This is a genomic window from Photobacterium gaetbulicola (assembly GCF_003025515.1).
Classification (GTDB): domain Bacteria; phylum Pseudomonadota; class Gammaproteobacteria; order Enterobacterales; family Vibrionaceae; genus Photobacterium; species Photobacterium gaetbulicola.
This window is the reverse complement of sequence record NZ_PYME01000025.1, coordinates 36,208-55,930: the sequence shown is the minus strand read 5'-3', so window position 1 is coordinate 55,930 and position 19,723 is coordinate 36,208. Positions and strand designations below refer to the sequence as shown.

15 protein-coding genes are annotated in these 19,723 nt (G+C 50.5%); 11 read left to right on the top strand and 4 right to left on the bottom strand.

What is annotated here, in order from left to right; translation table 11 throughout:
• The first annotated feature begins 62 nt into the window (after nt 1-62).
• From metG to C9J03_RS19675, 11 genes are all read left to right on the top strand, one after another.
• On the top strand, nt 63-2,114 hold the full coding sequence (gene metG / locus C9J03_RS19725; RefSeq protein WP_044623814.1) for a methionine--tRNA ligase: 2,052 nt from the start codon (nt 63-65) through the stop codon (nt 2,112-2,114).
• A gap of 194 nt (nt 2,115-2,308) precedes the next feature.
• On the top strand, nt 2,309-3,445 hold the full coding sequence (locus C9J03_RS19720) for an AI-2E family transporter (protein WP_044623815.1): 1,137 nt from the start codon (nt 2,309-2,311) through the stop codon (nt 3,443-3,445).
• A gap of 563 nt (nt 3,446-4,008) precedes the next feature.
• Nucleotides 4,009-5,382 carry a V-type ATP synthase subunit B gene (locus C9J03_RS19715; protein WP_039465802.1) on the top strand — a complete coding sequence of 458 codons (1,374 nt, stop codon included), beginning with the start codon at nt 4,009-4,011 and terminating at the stop codon, nt 5,380-5,382.
• 3 nt (nt 5,383-5,385) lie between these two features.
• Complete coding sequence (locus C9J03_RS19710) at nt 5,386-6,009, top strand: V-type ATP synthase subunit D (protein WP_044623816.1); 624 nt, start codon at nt 5,386-5,388, stop codon at nt 6,007-6,009.
• On the top strand, nt 6,006-7,811 hold the full coding sequence (locus tag C9J03_RS19705) for a V-type ATP synthase subunit I (RefSeq protein WP_044623817.1): 1,806 nt from the start codon (nt 6,006-6,008) through the stop codon (nt 7,809-7,811). The genes C9J03_RS19710 and C9J03_RS19705 overlap by 4 nt, the downstream gene beginning before the upstream one ends.
• Before the next feature lie 3 nt (nt 7,812-7,814).
• Nucleotides 7,815-8,264, top strand: coding sequence for an ATP synthase subunit C (locus tag C9J03_RS19700; protein ID WP_039465797.1), 450 nt, complete (start codon nt 7,815-7,817; stop codon nt 8,262-8,264).
• A 10-nt stretch (nt 8,265-8,274) separates the two neighbouring features.
• Complete coding sequence (locus tag C9J03_RS19695; RefSeq protein ID WP_039465795.1) at nt 8,275-8,958, top strand: hypothetical protein; 684 nt, start codon at nt 8,275-8,277, stop codon at nt 8,956-8,958.
• A 47-nt stretch (nt 8,959-9,005) separates the two neighbouring features.
• A complete protein-coding gene (locus tag C9J03_RS19690; RefSeq protein ID WP_044623818.1) occupies nt 9,006-9,686 on the top strand; it encodes a DUF2764 family protein in 681 nt (226 codons plus the stop codon).
• 20 nt (nt 9,687-9,706) lie between these two features.
• On the top strand, nt 9,707-11,545 hold the full coding sequence (locus C9J03_RS19685) for a V-type ATP synthase subunit A (protein WP_044623819.1): 1,839 nt from the start codon (nt 9,707-9,709) through the stop codon (nt 11,543-11,545).
• A gap of 564 nt (nt 11,546-12,109) precedes the next feature.
• Nucleotides 12,110-13,417: a dicarboxylate/amino acid:cation symporter gene (locus C9J03_RS19680; protein WP_044623820.1), complete on the top strand. Its 1,308-nt coding sequence runs from the start codon at nt 12,110-12,112 to the stop codon at nt 13,415-13,417.
• 217 nt (nt 13,418-13,634) lie between these two features.
• Entirely contained in the window at nt 13,635-14,486 is an 852-nt protein-coding gene (locus C9J03_RS19675) for a hypothetical protein (protein ID WP_044623821.1), read from the top strand.
• 35 nt (nt 14,487-14,521) lie between these two features.
• On the opposite strand, the gene C9J03_RS19670 is transcribed toward C9J03_RS19675, so the two are convergent.
• The 4 genes from C9J03_RS19670 to lolA all read right to left on the bottom strand — a co-directional run bounded on the left by C9J03_RS19670 (nt 14,522) and on the right by lolA (nt 19,667).
• On the bottom strand, nt 14,522-15,895 hold the full coding sequence (locus C9J03_RS19670; RefSeq protein WP_044623822.1) for a YjiH family protein: 1,374 nt from the start codon (nt 15,893-15,895) through the stop codon (nt 14,522-14,524).
• Between the two features lie 242 nt (nt 15,896-16,137).
• Entirely contained in the window at nt 16,138-17,445 is a 1,308-nt protein-coding gene (gene serS, locus C9J03_RS19665) for a serine--tRNA ligase (RefSeq protein WP_044623823.1), read from the bottom strand.
• Nucleotides 17,446-17,572: 127 nt separating this feature from the next.
• Nucleotides 17,573-18,913, bottom strand: a complete 1,341-nt coding sequence (locus C9J03_RS19660) for a replication-associated recombination protein A (RefSeq protein WP_044623824.1) — start codon at nt 18,911-18,913, stop codon at nt 17,573-17,575.
• A 139-nt stretch (nt 18,914-19,052) separates the two neighbouring features.
• On the bottom strand, nt 19,053-19,667 hold the full coding sequence (gene lolA / locus C9J03_RS19655; RefSeq protein WP_039465816.1) for an outer membrane lipoprotein periplasmic chaperone LolA: 615 nt from the start codon (nt 19,665-19,667) through the stop codon (nt 19,053-19,055).
• Nucleotides 19,668-19,723: the final 56 nt, after the last annotated feature.

Genomic DNA, 19,723 nt, shown 5'->3' with positions numbered 1-19,723 from the left:
TATCCATCAGGTACTATTCAAGGCTACGTTTTTATTACCCATCACGAGCGAAATAAGACATTATGGCTGCAAATCCAAGAAAAATTCTGGTGACCTGCGCCCTACCGTACGCTAACGGTTCTATCCACTTGGGTCACATGCTTGAGCATGTACAAGCGGATATCTGGGTGCGCTATCAGCGCCTTCGTGGCAACGAAGTTCATTTCATCTGTGCAGACGATGCACACGGTACTCCAATCATGCTTAAGGCCCAGCAGATGGGTATGGAACCTGAGCAGATGATTGCCGAAGTGAGCAAAGAGCACCAGGCTGACTTTGCTGGCTTCGATATCAGCTTCGACAACTACCACAGCACGCACTCTGAAGAAAACCGCGAGCTGGCATCGTTCGTCTACACCCAGCTGAAAGAAAACGGCTTCATCACCAACCGTACGATTTCTCAGCTGTTCGACCCGGAAAAAGAAATGTTCCTACCGGACCGTTTCGTAAAAGGTACTTGCCCTAAGTGTAAGTCTGACGACCAGTACGGCGACAACTGTGACAACTGTGGCGAAACCTACAGCCCGACCGAGTTGATCAACCCGAAATCTGCTGTTTCTGGTGCAACACCGGTAATGAAAGATTCTGAGCACTTCTTCTTCGACCTGCCTCAATTCGAAGGCATGCTCAAAGAGTGGACCAAGTCGGGTGCCCTGCAGGACGAAACCGCCAACAAGATGCAGGAGTGGTTCGAGTCTGGCCTACAGCAGTGGGACATCTCTCGTGACGCCCCTTACTTCGGTTTTGAAATCCCGGGCGAGACTGGCAAGTACTTCTACGTATGGCTGGACGCACCTATCGGCTACATGGGCTCATTCAAGAACCTATGTGACAAGCGCGATGACCTGAACTTCGACGAGTTCTGGAACAAAGACAGCTCAACCGAACTTTACCACTTCATCGGTAAAGACATCGTATACTTCCACAGCCTATTCTGGCCGGCAATGCTGGAAGGTGCGGGTTTCCGTAAGCCGAACAACGTCTTCGTTCACGGCTACGTCACCGTAAACGGTGCTAAGATGTCTAAGTCCAAAGGTACCTTCATCAAAGCCGGTACTTACCTAGAGCACCTAGATCCAGAATGCCTACGCTACTACTACGCAGCGAAGCTGAACAGCCGTATCGATGATCTGGATCTTAACCTTGAAGACTTCACCCAGCGCGTAAACAGCGACGTAGTCAACAAGATTGTTAACCTAGCGTCTCGCAACGCAGGCTTCATCGCCAAGCGCTTCGACGGCAAGCTGTCTGACAACTTTGCCGAGCCTGAGCTATACGCTGAGTTTGTTGCAGCGGCTGATCGCATCGCAGAGCTTTACGAAACGCGTGAATTCAGCCGTGCTATTCGTGAAATCACTGCACTAGCTGACAAAGCCAACCAGTACGTTGACGAAAAAGCCCCTTGGGTTGTGGCTAAGCAAGAAGGCAAAGACCAGGAACTACAGGAAATCTGCTCGGTGGGTATCAACCTGTTCCGCGTTCTGATGACGTACCTGAAACCTGTAATGCCTCAGCTGGCTGAGCGTACAGAAGGCTTCCTGAACGAGACGCTGACTTGGGATGGCATTGCCCAGCCGCTAACTGGCCACGAAGTGACTAAGTTCAAGGCGCTGTTCAACCGCATCGATGCCAAGAAAGTTGAAGCTATGGTTGAATCTTCAAAAGAAGATGCAGCTGCAGAAATGGCAGCAAAAGAAAAAGCAGAAGCGGCAAAGACTGAAACTGAGCTAAGCAAAGAGCCTATCGCAGACGAAATCGAATTCGATGATTTTGCCAAGGTTGACCTGCGTATTGCTAAGATCGTGTCTTGCGAATCTGTGCCAAAGGCGAACAAGCTACTGAAGCTTGAACTAGACCTAGGCGGCGAAACTCGCCAGGTATTTGCTGGTATCAAGTCGGCTTACAGCCCTGAAGACCTGATCGGTAAGCACACGGTGATGGTGGCCAACCTGAAGCCGCGCAAGATGAAGTTCGGCATGTCTGAAGGTATGGTGCTGGCAGCTGGCCCTGGTGGCGAAGATCTGTGGATCCTTGAGCCGCACGAAGGTGCCAAGCCAGGTATGCGCGTCATGTAAACCGCCGGTCTTAACAGACACTAAAATCTAAACCAGCTCACTTGAGCTGGTTTTTTTATATCTGGCGCAGGCTAGATTTTTATTTCTGCGACGGATAACAAGGCAAAGCAATTTATAATTAACTCACTTTACGGATAAAGCTGACTGCGAGCAGGACATTTTCACCTTCATTGTTCACCCAAGAGGGATGCACGTTGAACCGCGATGATAATGAAAACCTAAAGCAAACACTCTCTAGTGCGTTTACTGCTTCATTGATCCGCTTCTCCGTAATCGCATTTATTGTCTTGGTATGCTTTTGGGCATTCTTACCCTTTCTGCCGATTTTAATGTGGGCGCTGGTGCTTGCGATTGCGCTATACCCTGCCCGAGTGTTTCTGGAAGCAAAGCTGGGTTGGTCTGCTACTCGTATCGCAACACTCATCGCGATCATTGGTGTGCTATTGCTAGGCATCCCCACAGCCATGGTCGGTAACTCTTTTGCATCTAAAATATTTGGCGCCTATGAATCCTATGAAGCTGGAGCTATGGTTGTTCCTCCCCCATCTGATAGCGTCAAAGAGTGGCCTCTAGTCGGTGAAAAGATGCATGGGGCTTGGAGAGAGGCCGCTGCTGATTTACCCCGCTTCATTGAAAAACGTCAACCGCAGCTAAAAAGCTTATCCAGTTGGTTTGTCGAAAGGGCAAGTGGTGCCGCACAAAGCGTGTTCCTAATGATTGGGGCTATTATTATCGCAGGTATTATGCTTGCCTGGGCCGAGCCGGCCACCCGCTCGATGCGGCGGATTTTCATTAGTTTTTCCAACAACGAGTTAGGCCCGGAGTTACATCAACTCACCACAGCGACACTTAGACAAGTTGCCATAGGAGTCATCGGTATTGCCTTCCTTACTGCCATGGTCTTTGGTGCGACCGTTGCACTTGCTGGTGTACCCGCAGCAGCGTTATTTACCTTGGTGGCTTTGATGTTTGCCATCATGCAGCTACCCGTCACCATTGTTGCTCTTATCGCTGTTGGGCTACTGTGGTCAAGCGGCGAAACCTCTCCCCTGCACAACACAATATTTTCAATCTTAATCATTGCCGCTAGCCTGGTAGACAACTTCCTTAAACCAATGATCCTCGGCAGAGGGCTGGACGTCCCGATGCCGGTCGTCTTGATTGGGGCGGTTGGCGGCATGATGTCTGGTGGTATTCTGGGGATGTTTATCGGTGCAGCTTTCCTTTCTGCTGGATATCAGGTGTTCATGAAATGGGTGGATTCAGAAAGCGATAGCGCTATAACTGACACAAAAAGCAACCAGCGCAATAGTAATGAATCGAATTCCTAGCACTTCAACGACACATCATTTTGTCAGTGCAAAACCTATTGCCTCGCCCAAAGGCGTTATTTGTCCAAAAAACCATCAAGTAAAGAATTTCAGCCCCGCCCATTTCATTAACTTTTTTTACATGTGTTAAATGACAAAACATTGGTGATATCTAATTTTTCAGTTTTGAAAACTGCCAAGCAGATCGCAAAAAGAAAAAACAATTACTGCTAGGCATTTTCACATCGATATTCGCATGGAAAATTAAAACCTATCAAATCATAAGCTTAACCCAAAAGCCTTGATATAACATCTGTGTCGCCCTCACCGATACCCATGATTAATCCGATAGATAGGTTCGAATATCCCGATGTGACAGAAATCATCTGTTACAATTTGACATCAACTGAAACAACAGTTTTGTACCAAATGATCTACATGAGCATAACCTAGGTAACTGTGCTTTGGATTTTCTTCCTGCCTTGGATAGGCAGGTAGTTCCCAAGCGGGCTAAAAAATGAGCGCAAATAGTTTATAGCTCTCATTGAAACACTCATCCCTCAGGCAGCTAACAAGGTATTGTGATGCCACAGAGTCTATTACGTTACACCAACATACTCAGTATCGTTGGTGATTTGATCAGGGTAGAAGTACCCAATCTCTCCTCGAGCAATGCAAAGGCCAAGTATGGCGATCTTGCGATGATTGAGCAAAACGGTGAAAACTACTCGCTTGCCCAGATCATCAAAATCGATAACGAAGAAGTCTCCCTTCAGGTTTTTGCCGGCTGTAAAGGTCTATCGACCAATGCTGCCGTTTGCTTCCTCGACCAACCGATGCAGGTCACCTATTCACCAAACATTTTAGGTCGCATCTTCAACGGCGCCGGACAACCCATCGACCATGGTCCCGAGCTTGAAACCGATCCCAAGGTAGAAATCGACGGCCCTTCGGTCAATCCTGTCCGCCGCACACTGGCAACTCGCATGGTGCGCACCAACGTGCCGATGATTGATGTCTTTAACACCTTGGTAGAGTCACAGAAAATTCCAATCTTCTCTGTTGCTGGTGAGCCGTACAACAAATTCCTTTCCCGTATCGCGATCCAGGCCGAAGCCGATGTCGTGGTCTTCGCTGGCATGGGCCTTATCTATGATGACTACCACTTTTTCAAAACCCAGTTTGAAGAAGCCGGCGTGTCATCGCGGACCGTCATGTTTGTCAACCAAGCCTCGGACCCTACTGTAGAGCGCTTGCTTGCACCGGATATGGCACTGTCAGTCGCCGAGCATTTCGCCGTTGATGAAAGCAAGAAGGTGTTGGTACTGCTGACCGACATGACTTCCTATGCCGACGCCATGAAGGAGATCGGCGTTTCAATGGACAAAATCCCGGCCAACCGCGGTTACATGGGCGATCTTTACTCCCAGCTGGCCAAACGCTACGAAAAAGCCTGTGATTACAAAGGGGCTGGCTCTGTCACCCTGTTGGCAGTCACTACCATGCCGGGCAACGACGTGACCCACCCGGTTCCGGATAACACCGGCTATATCACCGAAGGTCAGTTCTACCTTCACGATGGCGTGCTTGACCCATTTGGCTCCCTGTCGCGCCTTAAGCAGATGGTAGTCGGCAAGGAAACCCGTGAAGATCACAGCGCCATCATGAGTGTGATGATCCGTTTCTACTCAGATTCAGTCGAAGCCCAACAGAAGCAAGCCATGGCTTTCGAGCTGTCGGAGTACGACAAGAAAACGCTGAAATTCGGCAAGTACTTCAAGGACAACTTCATGACACTGGATGTCGATATGAGCCTGGAAGATGCGTTGGACTTCAGCTGGAAAATCCTCGCGGAGTGTTTTGATCCGGAAGAAACCCTGATCAAAGACAGCCTGCTGGAAATGTACTGGCCTTATCCAGAACAGTTGGATATTGAAGCGGAAACAGCAGGGGAATAATCCATGGCAAAGGTAGCACTTAACAAAAGCTCGCTAAACAAACAAAAGCGGAGTTTAAAGACTTACAACCGCTACCTGCCTGCGTTGGAACTGAAGCGTCAACAACTGATGCTGGAGCGCAAGAAAGCCGAGAACGCTTTGCAACAGGCCAAAGAGCGCGTCGCAGATTTACGCGCAGTGGTTGAGCAAGCAATCCCGATGCTTGCGTGCAAGGAAATCAACGTCAACAACCTGGTCAAGGTTACCGACGTCAAGCTTGCCACCCAGAATATTGTTGGCTGCCGGGTCCCGGTCATCGAGTCTATCGATGTTAAAGTGACCCCATACAGTTATCTTGCCCGCCCGCACTGGGTCGATAGTGTGGTCCGTCAGCTGAAGGAAATGGTTCGTTTGCGTGTGGAGCTGGCGGTTTACCAGCAGCGCTACGAATTGATCAGCGATGCCACGCGTATCACCAGCCAGCGTGTGAACTTGTTCTCGAAAGTACTGATCCCTGATACCGAAGAAAGTATCAAGCGGATCGGTATCTATCTGTCAGACCAAGAGCGCGCGGCGGTAATGAACGCCAAACTATCGAAACAAAAAGTGTTGGCTCAGCAAGAGAAAACGCAGGGAGGCCAATCATGAGTATCAAACAGTTAAAACGCTTAACACTCGGTGGCCAAGCCTCTCGCCGGGAAGAAATCCTGATGGCTTTGCAAGCATTGGGATGTATGCACCTTATTCCTCTCAGCCAGGATGATGCCGACGCCAACCACGCGATAGCGATGCAGCAGCCGACAGATGCCAGCGAGGCCCTGGCCTGGCTCAGCCGCGTCGAGCGAAGGCGCCGTCCGGTCAAGGACAAGGATTTGGTAGATGTCGATGAATTGGTAGCACAAATTCTCGAGAACAAACTCCATATCCGCCAACAGCAGGACAAACGTGACTTGCTCAAAGAGCGCCTGCAACTGCTGCGCCCTTGGGGGGAATTTGAGCTGCCTGACATCAGCACAATCAATAATTTGCGTTTCTGGTTTTATCTTCTGCCGTTGAAAAAGCTGCCTGCCATGGCAGAGGTTGATCAACCCTGGCAGGAGGTGCACAGAGACCAGAAAAACGCCTATATCGTGATTGTGTCTGAGTCCGAGCCCGATACAACCTTATTGCCAGTCGAACGCTCGCACATTGGCGGCAATAGCCTATCCCAGGTCGAAGAGCACCTCGAGATTGCCGAGCAGCATCTGGAAGACTTACTGGCCGAACGCGAGGCGCTAACCCGCTGGATTTACCCGCTCAGCCAGTCCCTGGCCGCCAGTCAGGACAAGGCCGAGTTGCTACTGGCTTCCTCTGGGGTCCAAGATGAGGGCGAGTTTTTCCTGATCCAGGGATGGCTACCGGCCGACGCTCAGGACGCGGTGCTCGAACTGGCCGAGACCTATGGCTCTGCCGTGCTGTTCGAAGATCCAAAAGCTGATGACCAGCCACCGACACTACTGGAAAACTCCGAGCTCACCGGAGGTGGCGCCGAGGCAATGGGCTTTTTCCAGACCCCTAACTACCGCGCATGGGACCCGGGCAACCTGGTGTTCTATTCATTCTCGTTGTTCTTCGCAATGATCATGAATGATGCCATGTACAGTGCGATTCTCGGCCTGATCATTCTGTTCTTCCGTGACAAGTTCGATGCATCAACAGAAGGCAAACGACTGAAGAACATGGGATTGTTCATGTCCGGACTGGGCATTTTCTGGGGGGTGCTCGCCGGTAGCTACTTTGGTATCGCGCCGGACGAAGGCAGCTTCTGGGGCTTCTTCCACATCATCGACATGAACGATTACAACGCCATGATGCGTCTGTCGGTCTTTATCGGTGTCATGCACCTGATCATCGCCAATGCGATGACGGCCTATATCAACCGGACCCACAAGCGTGCTTTCGCCCCGCTTGGCTGGGCGGCGCTGATGTTTGGCGGAATGTTGCTGTGGTTCGGGATCACTGGTGCAGTATGGAGCTGGTTCGGTAAGGGGCTCGGCGGGCTATTGATGCTAGGCGGCGCAGGTTTGGTCTGTGTCTATAGCAGCGATCGGCCAATCAACAGCCGCAAGGATCTAGCCCTTCGGGTGCTCGATGGTGCCAAGGCAATCTATAACATTACCAGTGCCTTCGGAGACATTCTAAGCTACATGCGTCTATTCGCCCTTGGCCTATCGGGCGCATCGCTGGCAATGACCTTTAACTCACTGGCAGGACAAGTGGTCGAAGCCCAGCCCGTCTCGGGGGTGCTGTTTGGCGGTTTGATCTTGCTGCTTGGCCATATCTTGAACTTCGCGCTCTGTGTCATGAGCGGGGTGGTACACGGTATGCGCCTCAACGTAATTGAATTTGTTAACTGGGGTCTATCCGACGAAGGATACCCATTCAAAGCTTTTCGGAAGAAAGAGGATTAAAACATGGAACAATTTGTTATTGCACTTGGTTGGTTGGGCGCGTTCGCTCCTGTTGCACTGGGTGCTATTGGTTCAGCTATCGGCTGTTCGGTAGCCGGTCAGGCAGCCTGTGGTGCCATGCTCGATGTTGAATCTGGCTACGGTAAATACATCGGTCTGTCAGCCATGCCTTCCTCACAGGTTATCTACGGTATCGTGATTATGTTCACCCTGGCTGGTATTGGTGTCGACGCCGACACCGCTGGAGGCCTGTTCGGCGTTGGCCTGATGACCGGCCTTGCCCTGCTGTTCTCGGCCATTTATCAAGGACAGGCTGTTTCGGCAGCAATCAATGCCTCTAAGAACAAGCCTGAAGTATTCGGTCTATCGATTGCCCCGGCGGCAATTGTTGAAGGCTTCTCGGTTTTTGCTTTCGTTTTTGCGCTAGTCATGGGTGCCAACATCGGCGCATAAGGAACAGAACATGCCAGTAGACAATCAAAACACCACACCGGTTTCCGCCGGGATCAAGCAACTGGTCGATACCCTTCGCCAAGAAGGTGTCGAGGCCGGGAAGCAAAGTGCCGACCAAATTATTGCCGAAGCGCGCGAAGAGGCTTCAACCATCGTTGCCGAAGCCCGAGATAAAGCCGGCTTGATCCTCGGCAATGCCCGTAAGGAAGCCGACTTTATTTCAACCGCTGGCAAGCAGGCGTTCGAGATGGCCAACCGCAATGCGATTTTGGAGCTCAAGGCTTTCTTGCAGGATGAGTTTGCCAAGCAGATCAAGGCGACAGTCGGTACCCAGTTAACGGACGAGAAACTGCTGCAACAGATGATCCTCGAAGTGGCAGGTCGCAGTGCTATCAAATCCGATGAGCCTGTTGAAGTTATCTTGCCGACCCGCGTGGTAGGTGTGAACGATTTGAGTGCCAACCCTGAAGAGCTCAAGGAAGGTACGCTGATCCACTTCGCGGTGGCGCAAGCCGCTGAAATGCTTCGCGAAGGAGTCACCTTCAATGTCAATGAAGATAACAAGAACGCCGTTGTGTTCCGCTTGAAAGATAAAGATATCGAAGTGGCACTGTCGGACGAAACCGTTACCCAGATGATGCTTAACCATCTCCAGCCACGTTTCCGCGCGTTGTTGGAAGGTATTGTTAAGTAAGTAAAAGAGGCAGGCTTGCCCTGCCTCTCCTTTAACAAGGAACGTATATGTCTGATAAAGCATATCATAGCTTGTTGACGTCACTGCCACATATCGACTCGCTGTTTAACAGTAAAATCACACCGATTTCGCGTTATCAGCTGGAACGCCGATTGAGTGCGCTCACCTTTGATGAACGTAAGCACCTCAATATGATAGAGCAGCTCATGCATTGGGATCGCACCAAGGACGATGCCGATGATGCCGAACTGATCAAGTTCGCAACTCGGGCTCGCAGTGAAGTCAAAAGCAAGGTACTACGCGATTTGATTGACTGGCGTCTGGATATGCGAACGGTTGTTGCCGCCCTGCGCCGCAAAAAGGCCGGGGAAAAAGCCCCGTCAGGGCCTCGTTGGAGTTTCGGTACACGCTACGAGTTTATCCGCCGCAATTGGAATGTGCCCTACTTTAACTTGCAGTTCGCTTTCCCATGGTTGCCGGATGTTGCCCGCTACATGGAACACGATCAGAGCCTCGAGATCGAAAAAGCCTTATTAGAAGCAGTTTGGGATGAACTTGATCGCATCAGTACCAAAGAGCGCTTTAGCTTCGAAGCTGTCGTTATTTATCTCTTGCGCTGGAACTTGGTATTCCGCTGGACCACTTACAACAGCGAAATAGCCATCAAGCGGTTCGACCAACTCGTAGACAATGCACTGGGTGACTTTGCCAGTGATCTACCGCATTAATTTTGAAAACAGGTTGTTCAATGAGCACAGAATTAATCAATAAAACGCCGACAGCCCACGTTACGGCTGTCATTGGCGACACGCTGACCATTCGCCTTAACCAAGGTGAAAAAGGTCAACTCGTAAAAAATGAAGTGGTTTATGTCCTGCCAAGCCGCAAGCAAACAGATGGCCTAGATGAATTGTTGATGGCCGAAGTACTTCGAGTACGTGGCGATTCAGCCGACATTCAGGTGTATGAAGATACCCGAGGTGTGGCAGTTGGTGACAGAATTATTCAAACCGGTGAAATGCTCAGCGTCGATTTGGGGCCTGGTATCCTGGCACAAATCTATGATGGCCTGCAAAACCCGCTGGAGCGCCTGGCGCAGATCCATGGTAAGTTCCTCAAACGTGGTGTGCAGGTTGATGCGCTCGATAAAGCTGATACCTGGGCCTTTACTGCCGTAGCCAAAAAGGGCGACAAACTCCGTGCCGGTCAATCACTGGGAACAGTACAAGAAGGTCGTTTTACTCACCAGATCATGGTGCCCTTCTATATTAAAGGCGAAGTCGAAGTTACCTGGATCCAAGAAGGCAGCTTTACCATTGATACGGTGATAGCCCACATTACCGATAACCGCGGTAAGGAGCATAACCTGACCATGGTCCAGAAGTGGCCAGTCCGTCAGTCTATCGCCAATACCCTGGCCAAAAACGGCGGCAAGACCCAGCGTAAATTCCCGAATGAGCCTTTGGTTACAACGACCCGCACCATTGATACTTTCTTCCCAATTGCCCGAGGCGGTACAGGCTGCGTACCAGGGCCTTTCGGCTCAGGTAAAACCGTTCTGCAGCACGGCATCTCCCGTTACTGTGATGCCGACATTGTTATCGTAGTTGCCTGTGGCGAACGTGCTGGTGAAGTAGTTGAAACTATTGAGGAATTCCCTCACCTTCCGGATCCTAAGCATGGCGGTACCCTGATTGACCGCACTGTGATCATCTGTAATACCTCGTCCATGCCGGTTGCAGCCCGTGAAGCCTCTATTTATACCGGCCTGACCTTGGGTGAGTACTACCGCCAGATGGGCTACAACGTCCTTCTACTGGCTGACTCGACCTCTCGCTGGGCACAGGCGATGCGAGAAACCTCAAACCGCCTGGAAGAGATCCCAGGGGAAGAAGGTTTCCCTGCCTACATGGACTCGGCAATCAAAGGCGTGTACGAACGCTGTGGGGTAGTTGACAATGAAAACGGCACGGATGGCTCGCTGACTATGATTGGTTCGGTGTCTCCGGCTGGCGGTAACTTCGAAGAGCCAGTTACCCAGTCGACCCTAGGTACCGTTAAGACCTTCCTGGGACTATCGTATGACCGTGCCTACAAGCGCTTCTACCCGGCTATCGACCCGTTGATATCCTGGTCGCGCTACCTGGACCAACTTGAAGGCTGGTATGCCGAGAACCTTGGCCCTGAATGGGTCCCAACGGTTAAGGAAATGAAAGCCTTGCTATCGACCGGTGACAGCATCGGGCAGATGATGCAGGTAACCGGTGAGGAAGGTATTTCGCTGGAAGACTATGTGGTGTACCAAAAAGCACTGTTCCTTGACATGGTATACCTGCAGCAAGATGCCTTCGACGAAGTCGATGCGTCATGTAGCTTCGAGCGCCAGCAGTTCATCTTTGCCAAGGTGGTGAAAGTCATCCGCACTGAATATAACTTTGCAGATAAAGCCGAAGCCCGTAAATTCTTTACGGCCATGACGCGTTACTTCCGTAACTTCCATTACGCCAAAGACAATACCGCGGAATATCACGACTATATTTCACGTATTGACATGCTGTTGGAAGATACAGTTACAGCAACAGTATAAGCTTTAAAATCATAAGCTTAAATTTAGCAACCAGCATACCGGTGATCAGGTGGTGCTGGTTTGCTATGTCCAGAAAACTTTATCAGAAAAACACATTCGGGATAAATATATATGCCAATACAACCCAACGGAATATCCCACCTGATTTCTGGTTATACATTGGGATTAATCACCGATATTTTGTCTTTATTAGAGCGAATTTAACCTTCTCGTCACACCTAATCCTTTGTAGGCATTCAGCCCCATGAAATCCTGCAAAAATGAATGTTAACAGTGGCTTTTCACAACACTCAAAAACAGGTGTAAACTCGGCGAAACCTTAGCATATTTTCGCTCAAATCGATTTATCAGCACAAAAAACGGTCAAAAACCGGCGAGTACGTTAAAATTCAGTTAATAAATATGTTTTCGGGATATCGTACTGCCTGAAAAAGTGTGATCTGAAACATATCTTTGATTATTGCCCAGCATTTTACTTCGCCTTAACACGTAAAGTGCTGTTAACCTGCTCCGCGCTCTGGTGAAAGATTTTCAGAGTGAATAATTATAAGGAGTGTTTTATTCATGCAAGCACAAAAGAAAAAAATGTCCCTGACCGGCCGCGTAATTCTGGGTATGGTTCTGGGCATCTTGACAGGATTCATTATTCGTTCACTTTTTTCTGAATCATCTTTTGTCCACGAATATATTGTGAATGGCCTGTTCGAGGTCGGTGGTGCAATCTTCATTGCCAGTTTGAAGATGCTAGTGGTGCCATTGGTATTTGTCTCGTTGGTATGCGGTACCAGTACCCTGAAAGACATCAGCACGCTGGGTCGCTTGGGCGGCAAAACACTGGCGTTCTACCTGACCACTACCGCGATTGCTATTTCACTAGCCCTCGTTATGGGTAACCTGTTCAAGCCAGGCGCAGGCGCAGACCTTTCTGCTGCAACCACATTTGCCTCTAGAGAAGCGCCGTCACTGGGTCAGGTCATTATCGACATGTTCCCGACCAACCCAATTAGCTCAATGGCTAACGGTAACACGCTGCAAATCATCGTGTTCGCTATCCTGTTCGGCATTGCGATCAGTGCTGCGGGTAAGCCGGGTGAGCGCATTGCCGGTATCTTTGCAGACCTCAACGAAGTGATCATGAAGCTGGTTGCCTTGCTGATGAACATTGCCCCATTCGGTGTGTTCTTCCTGATGGCAAAACTGTTCACCGGCCTAGGCCTTGATGCGATTTTCAACCTATTCGGTTACTTCCTGGTACTGACGTGTACCCTGCTGCTGCACGGTATCGTGGTATACGGCTCACTATTCAAGATCTTTACCGGTTTGAGCCCGAAACTGTTCCTGAAGAAGATGGAAGATGCGATCATGTTCGCTTTCTCCACCGCTTCTTCAAACGCGACCATTCCAGTGACTATGGAAACAGCGACCAAGCGCCTTGGGGTTAAGAACCGTATCGCCTCATTCACGGTACCGCTAGGCGCAACCATCAACATGGATGGTACGGCGATCATGCAAGGTGTGGCGACCGCCTTCATTGCCCAGGCATTTAATATCGACCTGACCATGGGTGACTACTTAATGGTTATTGCCACAGCAACGCTGGCTTCGATCGGTACTGCGGGTGTACCGGGTGTCGGTCTTATCATGCTGGCAATGGTATTGAACCAAGTTGGCCTACCGGTTGAAGGTATCGCAATTATCATGGGTGTTGACCGTCTACTGGATATGATCCGTACCGCTGTTAACATCACAGGTGACAGCTGTGTAACCTGTATCGTTGCTAAATCAGAAGGCGAGATGGATATCAACCGCTTCAACGACCCGCATGCGGGCGAAAAAGAAGAAGAGGTTCACTTACACCCAATTCGCGATTAAGCACACCTTCCCTATCAAAAGCTCCCATCCGGGAGCTTTTTTGCACCACGATGTTCCATGCCTGCACTACTATCGACCGCCAGCTCGAGAGCTCCAAACTCTTAGCAATTAAGCAATTGAAATATATACATTAAATATTTATTCCACTTGAACCAGAATGGAATAATGCTTGCTACATAGCTAAACATAACCCGGCATCTATGTTTAGGGAGGCAGCATGCTTTATTTTTTTCTTACCCTCTGTCTTATTGGCATTTTTCTAAGTGCCTTCATGGTCCGTACCCACCAACAGCGTGACCTGCTACAAAGCCGTTTCAATCAAATTATCGGCCTTCGTCAGCTGATCCACCTGTTACGTTTTCACCGGCGCCGGTCGCATTTAGCTTTGAAGCACACTCCGCCTTCAGCGGAGAGCCTCAGCGAAGCGATCGCAATCAAGACCCTACTCCACAGCCTGATCAGCCAAGCGGAAAACACCAACAAACCGATGTACCGGATCCTCAGCAAACAGCTGAGCACCATGCTCGATGAATGGCCCAAGTATTCTACTCAGCGCAACCAGTCCACCCACGGCAAAGCTATCCGCCATGTGCTCTACCTAATTGATGATACCCTAACCCAATGTCTTATCACTTGCGAAAAAGACGAACTATTCAAACATTACCAAGGTACATGGCCAGTGATGCTCAATGCTATCGACAGCCTGAGTCGCTTACGTTATGCCATTGAAAACTATGAGATGGGCACCGATGTGATGGCAAGAGAGCTTGGACTCCACGCCCAAATCCTCAAACGTAGAATGGCGCAGCTTCATTTGCCCGGTGATCCCGCAGTACCACCACTGATCATCGAGAAGTTGTTCAGCCACTACGACAGCATCGATGTGAATGGTCATGACAAGGAGTTGGTCAAGCACCAACTCTACCAGTTCTCGTTAGAGGCGTCGGATACCCTATTTCACCTGTTTGATCTAGTACTTGGCCATATCGGTGCACAGTTGTCGATTAAATTGCCGGAGCTGGCAACGAGGGAGGATAAGAAAGTGGTGCAAATCATTGCCCGGCACTAAGACCGGGCAATAGAAGAATGGAAGCAGAACTGAGATCAGAAGATTAAGTGGGCAATCGCGACGATGATCGGCAAGGTCACCAGCGTACGCAGAACAAAGATAGCCACCAGCTCAAGGAAGTTAATTGGCACCTTGCTGCTTAGGATCACCGAGCCGGTTTCCGACATGAAAATCAGCTGGGTGACAGACAATGCCGCAACAACAAACTTGGTCAGCTCGGCATTGATACTCGAAGCGGCAATGATTGACGGCACATACATGTCCGTGAAACCCACCAGCATTGTCTGCGCGGCGGCCTGTGCCTCTGCGACGTTCAGGAGCTCAAGCAGCGGCACAAACGGTGCACCCAGCAGCGAGAACAACGGCGTCGTTTCCGCCACAACCAGACCAAGCGTACCGATTGCCATGACGACTGGCAGCACGCCAATCACCATATCCAGTGCGTTGTGGATACCTTCCTTGGCTACCGAGCCAAGGCTTTTCACTTTATTGGCACGCTGTAGGGCCAAGTCCATGCCAAAGCTCATCGCTGACTGGCCTTGCGGAACCAGTTCATCATCACGGTTTGGCGCCGTGCCATCGATATACAGATCTTTCTTGTATGACAGAGGCGGTAAGAACTGGATTACCATGGCTGCAACCACGCCCGACAAACAAATGGCTGCATAGAAAGGAACAAAGTAGTTTTGCAGGCCAACCTGGGTCAGTACCACCAGCGAGAAAGAGATACCTACCGGTGAGAACATAGTTGCTACCACAGCCGCTTCACGGGCTGTGTACTTCTTCTGCTCATACTGCTTGCTGGTCAGAATGACCCCAACCGTACCATCACCTAACCAAGATGAAATACAGTCAATGGCAGCACGTCCCGGTAGCCTGAACACCGGACGCATGAACTTGCTTAGCAAGGTGCCCAGCAGTTCAAGCAAGCCGAAGTTAAGCAGCAAAGGCAGAAGCAAACCAGCAAAGATGAAAGTCACAAACAGTGACGGCAGCAGATCATGCAGCACCAGGCCACCGGTATTTTCATTCCAGAGCATTTCTGGACCTAGCTGATGAAGCGCCGCTAGAGTAAATACCGCCCCTAGGCTACGAATAACTAACCAGGTTGGGCTCAATACAAAAAGGCGAGTCAGCAAAGAAGACTGGGTTACAAAACTAGGCTTTGCCACACTTGCCAGTACTGAAATCACAGCAGACAAACAGATCACCGCCGTCACCAACGGCAAGATAGCGTCACCCAACACGGTCTTGAAGCCTTTAGCCATCAAGGCTAGCGGGAAGGTAAAGTCACCGTTGACGGTCAATGGTGCCAAGAAAAAGAACAAGCCAAGTAATGATGGGATGGCGAACATCAGCACATTCCGGCTGGTCTTGTGATGGTTTTGCGCTAAAAGGGTATCTGTCATTCTACTGCTTCCTGAATGATTACACTTTCAATAAAAGTGAATAAATTCTCAATAGTGCGATTATATCGAATACAATTAAGGACACAATAGCAAAACGACAAAATAATCACTTTTATCGCATAAAAAACCAAACAGTAGTCTCCCTACCAGATGGTTGTTTCTTTTCCCTGTTATCCAGCCAAAAAAAACCCAGCCAATTGGCTGGGTTTGGGGGTGTTCTGTTCGAACTTACGCGTAACGGATTAACCGATGTGGGTCGCGTTGTTCATGTACTTGCGAAGTACTTCAGGAATACGGATACGACCGTCAGCTTCCTGGTTGTTCTCCAAGATAGCGACCATAGTACGGCCAACCGCTAGACCAGAACCGTTCAGGGTGTGAACTAGCTCAGGCTTCTTCTCGCCTTTACGACGGAAGCGCGCTTGCATACGGCGAGCCTGGAAGTCACCACAGTTAGAACAAGAAGAGATCTCACGGTAAGTTTCCTGTGCAGGAACCCAGACTTCTAGGTCGTAAGTCTTCACGGCACCGAAGCCCATGTCACCCGTACATAGGATCACCTTACGGTAAGGCAGCTCAAGCAACTGAAGTACTTTCTCAGCGTGGCCTGTTAGCTCTTCCAGGGCGTCCATTGAATCTTCAGGGCGAGTGATCTGTACTAGCTCAACTTTGTCAAACTGGTGCATACGGATAAGACCACGGGTGTCACGGCCGTAAGAACCCGCTTCTGAACGGAAGCAAGGCGTGTGTGCAGTCATCTTAACTGGCAGGTCCGCTTCTTCAGAAATCGTGTCGCGCAGCATATTGGTAACAGGTACTTCTGCTGTCGGGATCAGAGACAGGGTACGTGGCTCTTCGTCGTTCACTTTCTCAGTCAGTGGCTGAGTGTGGAACAGATCAGCACCAAACTTAGGTAGTTGGCCAGTACCGAACAGGCTGTCAGCGTTTACCAGATACGGTACGTACATTTCGGTGTAGCCGTGCTCATCAGTGTGCAGATCCAGCATGAACTGGGCGATTGCACGGTGTAGGCGAGCGAACTGGCCTTTCATCACGATGAAACGTGCGCCAGACAGCTTAACCGCGCTAGCGAAGTCAAGGCCATCGCCCATTTCACCGAGATCAACGTGGTCTTTCACTTCGAAATCATAAGACTGAGGCTGGCCCCAGCGAGAAATTTCAACATTGTCGTTCTCGTCTTTACCCGCAGGTACAGAGTCGTCCGGTAGGTTAGGGATAGTCTGTACGATGGCATCCAGCTCAACCTGCAGTGCAGCCAGCGCTTTCTTCGCCTCGTCCAGCTCAGAGCCTAGGTTGCCAACTTCAGCAAGGATGCGCTCAGCTTCTTCGTGATCGCCCTTCGCTTTCGCTTGGCCAATGGACTTCGATCGGGAGTTACGCAGTGCCTGAAGCTCTTCAGTTTTGACCTGAAGTGACTTACGTTTTTCTTCTAGGGAACGTAGTAGCTCTACATCAAGAGTGTAACCACGGCGCGCTAATTTTTCGGCTGTTGCGTCCAGCTCAGTTCGAAGTAATTTAGAATCTAGCATGCTAATCCTGTGCTCATATTGCTCTAAAGTGCACATTATTTAGCCAAAACGGTGGCTAAATAATTTATAATTCAGAAGGCGTTAGGCAACCTAACGCTGATCCCTCAACAATACCCAAAAAGCCCTATTATTGATAGCGCTTTGACGCGCTTTTTGCATCTAAAGAAGCAAGATAATCTAACTTTTCAGAAATTTTGGTCTCTAAGCCCCGATTTGTCGGCTGATAATAGCGAGTGCCCGCTAACTCAGGCGGGAAATAGCTCTCGCCGGCGGCATAGGCACCCGGCTCGTCATGGGCATAACGGTATTCCTGGCCGTAGCCCATTTCCTTCATCAACTTGGTCGGCGCATTGCGCAAATGATGCGGCACTTCATAATCAGGATAGTTAGCGGCATCTAACTTGGCCTGCTTAAATGCGGTATACACGGCATTGCTTTTCGGCGCGCAGGCCAAATACACGATTGCCTGGGCGATAGCCCGCTCGCCTTCGTAGGCGCCTACCCGGGTAAAGCAGTCCCAAGCCGACACGGCAACCTGCATCGCGCGCGGATCGGCATTGCCAATATCTTCCGAAGCGATGGCCAGCAAACGGCGGGCAACATAGAGCGGATCACAACCGGCCTGCAGCATGCGGGCATACCAGTACAGGCCGCCATCCGGGCTCGAGCCGCGAATCGACTTGTGTACGGCCGAAATCATGTCGTACCACAAATCCCCCTTGTTATCGAAGCGGGCAATTTTCTCCCCGGCTACTTCGGCCAACAGGGCCAGGGTGATCTGCTTGTTGCCTTGCTGATCCTCGTCTGCCATATCGATCAGCTGTTCGAGGTAGTTCAGCGACATGCGGGCATCGCCGCCGACCAACTCGGCAAGGCGCTCTTTGACCTCATCGACAAACACCAGGTTGGTTTCCGTGACGCCGCGCTCTTTGTCGCCAAGAGCCTGTTCAATCACCTCGAGGATCTCATCGGTATCGAGGGATTTGAGCTTGTACACCCGGGCGCGTGACAACAATGCGTTATTGAGCTCGAAAGAAGGGTTTTCTGTCGTTGCGCCGATAAAGGTCACGGTACCGTCTTCGATATGGGGCAAGAAGGCATCCTGCTGGCTCTTGTTAAAGCGGTGGACCTCATCGACGAACAGGATAGTCCGGCGGCCGGCCATCTTATTATCGCGCGCCTTGTCGATAGCAGCACGGATATCTTTCACCCCGGAGGTGACTGCTGACACGCGTTCGACTTCGGCATTGGCATAATGGGCCGCCACCTCTGCCAAGGTGGTTTTTCCGGTACCGGGAGGCCCCCACAGGATCATCGAATGCAGGTGTCCGGCTTCCAGCGCACGCCTCAGCGGTTTGCCTTCTGCCAGGATATGTTTCTGGCCGATGTACTCCTGTACGGTACGTGGACGCATTCTGGCTGCCAGCGGACGGAAATCCGATGAAAAGTCCAGGCTGAAATTACTCAAAATCACCGCTCCTCTGGACCAACTCGAACCGTCGGCGATTTGAGTTGGTCGTAAAACAAAATTAGGTGGTACTGCTGTACCACCTAAGTCAATCTTGGTTCACTATCGCTTGCAATTAGCCTGAAGGCCAGGCTGTCGCCTAATTGCGCTGATCATCCAACTCCACGCCCTCTGGTGGCGTAAAGGTGAACAGGCTGGCTGCAGGCGTGTGCTTCTTAAATTTAGACAGTCTGAAGTTGCTTCGCTGACCATCTTGCTCTACCACCGAGAAACTGCGCACTTCACCGGACTTGGCAACCGTCACGACAAACTGTCCCATCGAAGACGCACCACTTTTCGGTGTCAGGGTGAAGGTGTCGGCGGTTTGCGACACATTGTAGTTGGCCCAGTCAGCCGCGCTGTTACGGGTCAGCAACACAAACGGTGTCTGATCGGTGGCATCATTAAGCCACATCGCTGTGACCTGCTCGATAAACGGACTGTAATACCACAACGTCTTACCATCTGAGATCAGAATATTCTCATCCGGCGTTTCGGTATTCCAACGAAACAGGTTCGGCCGCTTGATCGATACATCACCGCTACCTTCCACCAGCAGGCTGCCCTCGGGGCTCACGACGGTTTGAGTAAAGTCGGCACTGAACGCATTCACTTTACCTAAGCGGGTGCTCAGTTCCTGCTGCGGATTTGCCAATGCCTGGCCTGCCAGCAACAGCGGGCTGGCTACCAACATACTCAAAAGCACTTTTTTAATCATTCTGTTAAACCTTTTCTAATGCCTGCCCTTTGATCGTAGCAGGCATGGTAATT